Here is a 7,501-nt window from a genome sequence, read left to right as displayed (position 1 = left end):
ACTCAGAAAACTGTGTATTTTAGACTATTACTTTTTGATTAGTTGGAGGGAACTTAAGAAGGATGAAAGGGGCCGCCTTTGTGAAGAAAGAGGGACTGAAACAAAAAGCACTGGAAATCGGCCGGGTGCCGACACACTTAAAACTGGAAATTGAAGATTATGGCGGTGATGACAAAAGAGCCTATTTTTGTTGGACAGATCCTCAGGATGAGAATATCGGCATTATCGTGGAACTTGGACCGGACGGGGAGCTGGAATCCCTTTCCCGTGATATTGAGCCTGAAAGCGGAAAAAGGCTGTCTGAGGAGAAACTAGAGGATATCATGCGCCAATTTGTCGAGACTCATCATCCGGGGGCACTCTCTGCCTTTGTTCGTGAAGAAAATGACCCTGCATACGGCGATAAAGTGAGATTTTCATATGTTCAAATGGAGGCTGGGCTTCCTCTCCCCATGAGCGGATTTATGGCTGATGTTTCCTTATCAGGTGAGATCGTTTACTTCCGCTATTACGGCGAAGCGGGCAGCATCATCAAGCCAAAGAGGGTCGCGGATGTTGAAGAGGCACTTGCCTTTATCAAGAAGGACGTGGAGTTCGACCTTTTGTTTGAGGTTCTCCATCGTTCTGTTTACAAAAACGGAGATGATCAGCCGCATTTGGTGTATGAGCCTGAATGTAGGGCGATTACCGTACCTGCGGATTTGGTTCAAGAAGAACAAGGAGGAGTTGATGATGACGATGATTACAGGGAGCCGGAGAGCTTTCCTCTCCCTTTATTCGAGGGCATCCGCGAAAAGGCCGATCCTGATAGCATGATTGGTATTGAAAATGGGTTTGTCAAAGAGCGGGAAGCGGATTTGGGAGATGGGAGAATCGGAATCGTTTGGCGGAATCCGGATGACCCTGTGTATCAGCCGGCGGATAAAAACATGGACAGCTGGTTTAAGGGACGGACTCATCAAGTGCTGAAAACCATCTATAACAAAGAAACCGGAAAACTCGAAGGCGTCATGTCATTTATGGAGGAAAAAGGGCCGCTGACAGTAACTTTGGCAGAGTGCGAAAAAATCGCGCTTCGCTTTCTGTTTACTTTATTTCCGAATGCCGATCAATATTTTAGGATCAGATACGATGAAAAGGATGAAGAAGAAAACGCAGTCGCTGTTTTTACATTTGAAGCGCATTGTCACGGAGTTCCGATCCGATTTGGGCAGATCAAAATTTGTGTCAGCCGCCAGACAGGGTATATCACCGTTTATATGGGACCAGATATTGACCCAAATGAGCTGGCAACCATTGATCCTGTGCCGGCCATTTCAGTTGAACAAGCCAAGGCTATCTTTTGGCAGCATTTTAAAGTTGAGCTTGGCTGGGAAAGAGAGTACGGAGATGATGAAGAACACAGCTACCGGCTCGTCTATAAGCCGGTGTATCCGCGTTTTATCGATGCACATACAGGAGAGCCTGTCTTCAGCTCATGGTAAAACAGCCAAAAGTCACGCAATTGCCTCAGGTATAGAAGAGAGTACGTGATGAAAGTAACAGAAAGAATCTCGAAAAACAATGACAATAATAGAAAAGGACCTTTCTTCACTTTAAAAGAAGAAAGGTCTTTTTATATAATAAACAGGATTCTCTTTGTCGTAGACTCTTTGAAAGGGATGACTTCATTGGTTAATAAACAGCTGAAAAAGAAGGCGCAGGAGATCGGAAATGTACCGACGCATTATGAGCTTGAGATAGAAGATTACGACCAAAAGCAAAAGAAGAACGGGCAGGCATATTTTATCTGGAAGGACCCTAAAGATCCGGAAAAGCACATTACAGTTGAACTTAGAAATGACGGCGCTTTGCTCACCTTTTCAACAACTGTCCGCTCCGAGACAGACAAACAACTTCCAGATGCTGAGCTGAAGCTGACGGCTCTTCAGTTTGCCGCTGCGAATCATCCCGGCACATTTATGAATTTTCATTTTCAAGGCAAGGAAGAACGGGGGCAGCACATCCGGTTTGTCTATACCAAAATGGAGCTTGGGCTTCCGATTCCCAATTCAGGTTTTTTAATTGATATGACACGCAACGGTCAGATTGTCCACTTTCTATATTACGGGGAAGGGTATAAAGCCGAAGTTCCGACGGAATTTGTAGCAAAAGAGAAGGTTGTGTCCCATTACTTAAACACAATGTCTTTTGAGCTGATGTACGATGTCATTGATGGCGAACAGGAACCAAGGCTTGTATATGAACCGATTCTCCCGGGATACAGCTATCCCGCAGATGTAGACGAAATTGTGCCCGACCAGCATATCGCAGATGAAAGAATAGAAAACACGGCGCCACTGCCGCCGCTTCAGAACAAGGAAGAAGTTGATATATTTGCCTTGCTGGGTTTTACCTCTGATATGCAGAAAGTCAGTGAAAGAGACTTCGGAGAACAAATTGGAAGCACATGGCGCAGGGGTGCTGCGCCGGAGCGTAAGGATTTAAGCATAGGAAGCTATTTTGAAACGAGAAATAAAAACACAATCAAAATGAAGACGGATAAAAGAACCAGAAAATTAAAAGCAGCGCTTTCTTTTATGGAGCGGCCGAACAACCGCCAATGCTCCACGGAAGAATGCCAAGAGATAGCGCTTCAATTTTTGTATGCCCTCTATCCGAGAGCGGCTGAGTTTTTCAGGGTGAATCCCGTCCGAATTGATGAAAGAGGGAGAGTCCGCAACCATTTTTCTGTCTGGTATAAAGGAGTGCCGCTGCGGTTCGGCGCTGCCCGCATCATTGTCAATCCGGAAACTGGGTTGATTGACGCTTTTATGGCGCCTGATATTGAACCTGAACAATTGGAAGCGATAAATCACAGGCCGGATGTTTCCGCTGAAGAAGCGAGAGAAGCATTTTTAGCCGCTTTTGATGTGAAGCTGGAATGGCAGCCCGATTTTACAGCAGGCAGTGACCAGCACTACAAACTTGTCTATAAGCCGGTTTACCCTTCCTATATTGATGCGCACATAAGGAAAAAGAAAAGGCTGTGAGGGGTGTCTAGTTAGGAATCATCTCCAAGTGGGGATAGTCCTTGAATCGTTTCCAATCCCCGCCCCATTCAAAACCGAGTGTCTTAGCGATCTCGACAACCTCCAGCCAATCTGATTTTTCGTTTTGATTGCCGTCATATTCCATATCCCATATGATGCTTCCATCCTTTTTTTGAAGGGCGAAATCAATCGCTAAACCATAGTTATGATACGATTCCCCTCCTCTTGCATAGGTGACAATATTCCCTTTTTTTGTACGTCCCTGTTTATATAATTCATCTTGTTCCTTAAAGGACCTGAATCCTTCAGTAATGACGACGGTAATGCCTTTATTCGCTGCAGCGGCTTTGAGTGCATCGGCATTCTGCTTCACAATCGGATGAAGATCCGAGGGGACAGGCATGTCCTGCAAGGCGTTTTGAGAATGCCATTCATGCCGAATATAACTAAAACAAAGATCTAGAAGAAATAGAATACATAAGATAACAAATGTTTTTGCGGGTAACTTCATATCGGTCTCACTTTCTCAAGATGTGCTGAATGTTAACGCTTTTAAGTGATTGACTCTCTCTAAAAGCGAACAGCTATGATAAAATATAACATAAATAGTAGCAGGAGGAAGGAGGCAGACCGATGAGAGCAAAGATTCCATCAGAAGAAGTAGCAGTAAAGCTGAATGAATGGTATAAGCTCATTCGCGCATTTGAAGCAGATCAAGCAGAAGCGTTAAAGCAGGAGATTGAATACGATTTAGAAGATATGGAAGAGAACCAGGACTTGCTTTTATATTTTTCTTTGATGGAATTCCGGCATCGAATCATGCTTGATAAGCTGATGCCGGTGAAAGACAGCGACACCAAGCCTCCGTTCTCTGATATGCTGAACGAAATTGAAAGCAATCAGCAAAAACTCACGGGCTTATTGGAATACTACTTTTATTATTTCAGAGGAATGTACGAATTCAAGCAGAAAAATTTCATATTAGCGATCGACCATTATAAACATGCCGAGGAAAAGCTCGAGTATGTCGAGGATGAGATCGAAAAAGCTGAGTTTCTTTTTAAAGTCGCAGAAGTGTATTATCACATCAAACAAACGTATTTTTCCATGAATTATGCGAGCCAGGCGCTTGATATCTATACGAAATATGAACTGTACGGTCGCCGCCGGGTTCAGTGTGAATTTATCATCGCCGGAAATTTGACCGATGTGTATCATCATGAAAAAGCACTGACCCACTTGTGCAGCGCTTTAGATCATGCCAGGCAGCTTGAAGAAGCATACATGATCGCCGCTGCCTATTATAATGTCGGACACTGTAAGTACAGTCTGGGTGATTACAAAGAAGCGGAGGGCTATTTCAAAACAGCCGCCGCCATTTTTGAGGAGCACAACTTTCAGCAAGCTGTTCAAGCTGTATTTTCACTGACCCATATCTACTGTAAAGAGGGAAAATACGACAAGGCAGTAGAGGCGTATGACCGCGGGATAAAGAGCGCGGCTGAATGGGAGGATGACATGTACTTGACGAAATTCCGCCTCATTCATGAGCTGTATCTTGGAAGCGGCGACCTGAACGTGCTTACAGAATGCTTTGATCTGCTGGAATCCAGGCAGCTTCTTGCTGACGCCGAAGATCTGCTGCATGATACAGCGGAACGTTTCAATCAGCTGGAACATTACGAGTCCGCCGCTTTCTTTTACCGCAGGCTGCTGAATATTAAAAAGAAACTTGCCGAGCAGCGTTTTCAATAGAAAATGGCAGAGAACTACAGGTTCTCTGCTTTTTTTGTGCTGTTTTCAACTCGGAAAAACAGGGTATTTTCCACTGCATAGTGAGAAACAGAGGAGGATATCAAGTATGTACAAAGATTTAACCGGAAAAACAGCGATTGTGACAGGGTCTTCAAAAGGAATCGGGAAAGCCATTGCGGAACGGTTCGGACAGGAGAAAATGAATGTTGTTGTAAACTACCACAGCGACCCGTCTGGAGCCGATGAAACCCTGGAAATCATTAAACAGAACGGAGGGAAAGCCGTCGCAGTTGAGGCGGACGTGTCAAAAGAAGAGGGGATTCAGGCGCTCTTGGACACAGCTTTAGAGCATTTCGGCACGCTCGATGTGATGGTAAACAACTCTGGTTTTAACGGCGTTGAGGCGATGCCGCATGAGATGAGTCTTGAAGATTGGCAGAGAGTGATTGATGTCAATGTTACCGGAACCTTTCTGGGAGCGAAAGCAGCACTTAACCACATGATGAAAAACAATATCAAGGGCAATGTGCTGAATATCTCAAGTGTTCACCAGCAGATTCCGCGCCCTGTAAACGTTCAGTATTCCACATCCAAAGGCGGCATCAAGATGATGACGGAAACGCTGGCGCTCAATTATGCGGATAAGGGAATCCGCGTCAATGCGATAGCGCCCGGCACCATTGCCACAGAATCAAATGTTGATACGAAAAAGGAAGAGAGCAGGCAAAAACAATTGAAAAAAATCCCGATGAAAGCCTTCGGAAAGCCTGAAGAAGTGGCGGCAGCAGCAGCTTGGCTCGTATCTGAGGAAGCAAGCTATGTGACCGGCGCAACACTTTTCGTCGACGGCGGAATGACACTTTATCCATCTCAGCTTGAATAGAACACAAAACAGGGGGATTGCGGGATGAAAACGGACTGGTGGAAGGATGCAGTGGTGTACCAAATTTACCCGAGAAGCTTTCAGGACAGCAATGGAGACGGAATTGGGGATTTGCGGGGGATTATTTCCCGTCTTGACTACATAAAGGAGCTCGGGGCAGATGTGATTTGGATTTGCCCGATCTATCCTTCTCCGAATGTTGATTACGGCTATGATGTGACAAACCATAAGGCGATTATGGATTCTTACGGAACAATGGACGATTTTCACGAGCTGCTGGACCAGGTGCATCAGCGGGGATTAAAGCTGGTGATGGACTTTGTGTTAAATCACACCTCGGTCGAGCATCCGTGGTTTAAAGAAGCGGAGCTGGGCAAAAACAGCAAATACCGCAGCTATTATTATTGGCGTCCCGGCACAAAGAACGGCCCGCCGACGGACTGGCTCTCAAACTATGGATGCCCGGTCTGGCAATACGAAGAGCACACCGGAGAATACTATCTCCATATGAATGCCGTCAAACAAGCTGATTTAAACTGGGAAAATCCCGAAGTTCGCCAGGCGGTGTATGACATGATGAAATTTTGGCTCGATAAAGGGGTCGACGGTTTGCGAATTGATCAGCTCCATCTCATTTCTAAGAAAGAATATCTTCCTTCGTATGAGGACTATATCAATCAGCAGGCAGAGCCGAAGCCCTTTCAGCCAAATGGCGAACAAATCCATGACTATTTAAAAGAAATGACAGATGAAGTGTTTTCCCAATATGATGTCATGTCTGTCGGAGAGGTCGGCAGTGTCACACCGGAAGAAGGCCTGAAATATACGGGAACAGATAAGCATGAGCTGAATATGATTTTTCACTTTCAGCATATGGAGCTTGATCAGCAGCCCGGAAAAGAACATTGGGATTTGAAGCCCCTTGAGCTTTCTGATTTAAAATCGGTTTTGACAAAATGGCAAAAGAAGCTTGAACATCAAGGCTGGAATACATTGTTTTGGTGCAACCACGACCAGCCCCGGATTGTGTCCAGATTCGGAGACGATGGGGAATACCGCAAAGCATCAGCGAAAATGCTGGCAGCCGTAATTTATTTTATGAAGGGCACGCCGTATATTTATCAGGGAGAAGAAATCGGGATGACAAACGCGCCGTTCACCCGGATTGAAGACTACAAAGATATCCAAACGATCAATATGTATCATAAACGGGTGTTTGAAAAAGGCTATGATCCAAATGATGTGATGAGATCGATCTTAGCCAAAAGCCGGGATCACGCCCGGACCCCGATGCAGTGGAACAGCGGCAAAAATGCCGGATTTACTGACGGCACGCCTTGGCTGAAGGTCAATCCGAACTTCACCGCAATCAATGTGGAGGAAGCGCAGGGAGATCCTGATTCTGTCTTAAACTATTACAAAAAGCTGATCAGCCTGAGAAAGCAGTACGCTGACCTCATGAAAGGGAGCTTTGATCTTTTGCTTCCGGACGATCCGCAGTTGTTTGTATACATGAGAGAAAACAGTAAACAACAGCTTTTGTCGGTCAATAATTTTTCAAAAGAGCAGGCTGTTTTTCAGTGGCCTAAGAACTGCGGCAAAGCTCAGGCCTCACTGCTTCTCAGCAATTATAACAACGATGATCTTGATGACGAAATGGTGTTCCGGCCTTATGAGAGCAGGGTCTATCTTCTGGACAAAACAAACTAATGATTGAAGTAGCCCGGCATTTTTAGCCGGGTTTTTTTAGTACATATATTCGCTCTGCAGGCGGGAAGAATAAATGAAAATGAAATTTATTCTTGCAAAACGTAATGACTTCGGTTTATTA

General features: G+C 45.1%; 6 protein-coding genes. 5 read left to right on the top strand and 1 reads right to left on the bottom strand.

Annotated elements, in window-relative coordinates; all coding sequences use genetic code 11:
* The first annotated feature begins 62 nt into the window (after nucleotides 1-62).
* Together RAC86_RS32290 and RAC86_RS32285 are read left to right on the top strand one after the other, a co-directional pair.
* On the top strand, nucleotides 63-1,484 hold the full coding sequence (locus tag RAC86_RS32290) for a YcdB/YcdC domain-containing protein (protein WP_038427323.1): 1,422 nt from the start codon (nucleotides 63-65) through the stop codon (nucleotides 1,482-1,484).
* Nucleotides 1,485-1,670: 186 nt separating this feature from the next.
* Nucleotides 1,671-3,032, top strand: coding sequence for a YcdB/YcdC domain-containing protein (locus tag RAC86_RS32285; protein WP_377886468.1), 1,362 nt, complete (start codon nucleotides 1,671-1,673; stop codon nucleotides 3,030-3,032).
* 7 nt (nucleotides 3,033-3,039) lie between these two features.
* Here the strand turns inward: RAC86_RS32285 and cwlK are convergent, their stop codons facing one another.
* Nucleotides 3,040-3,543 (bottom strand): peptidoglycan L-alanyl-D-glutamate endopeptidase CwlK, encoded by a 504-nt coding sequence (gene cwlK, locus RAC86_RS32280; RefSeq protein ID WP_041053078.1) that lies wholly within the window; start codon nucleotides 3,541-3,543, stop codon nucleotides 3,040-3,042.
* A 122-nt stretch (nucleotides 3,544-3,665) separates the two neighbouring features.
* Here cwlK and rapJ point away from each other — a divergent pair, with 122 nt between their 5' ends.
* The 3 genes from rapJ to RAC86_RS32265 all read left to right on the top strand — a co-directional run bounded on the left by rapJ (nucleotide 3,666) and on the right by RAC86_RS32265 (nucleotide 7,380).
* Complete coding sequence (gene rapJ, locus RAC86_RS32275) at nucleotides 3,666-4,787, top strand: response regulator aspartate phosphatase RapJ (protein ID WP_130573395.1); 1,122 nt, start codon at nucleotides 3,666-3,668, stop codon at nucleotides 4,785-4,787.
* Between the two features lie 106 nt (nucleotides 4,788-4,893).
* On the top strand, nucleotides 4,894-5,670 hold the full coding sequence (locus RAC86_RS32270; protein ID WP_003234739.1) for an SDR family oxidoreductase: 777 nt from the start codon (nucleotides 4,894-4,896) through the stop codon (nucleotides 5,668-5,670).
* Nucleotides 5,671-5,694: 24 nt separating this feature from the next.
* Nucleotides 5,695-7,380: a glycoside hydrolase family 13 protein gene (locus tag RAC86_RS32265; RefSeq protein WP_038428326.1), complete on the top strand. Its 1,686-nt coding sequence runs from the start codon at nucleotides 5,695-5,697 to the stop codon at nucleotides 7,378-7,380.
* Nucleotides 7,381-7,501: the final 121 nt, after the last annotated feature.

It is taken from the genome of Bacillus sp. LR_5, assembly GCF_042709275.1.
Note: the sequence above shows the minus strand (reverse complement) of the source record. Positions and strands in the feature narration are given on the sequence as shown.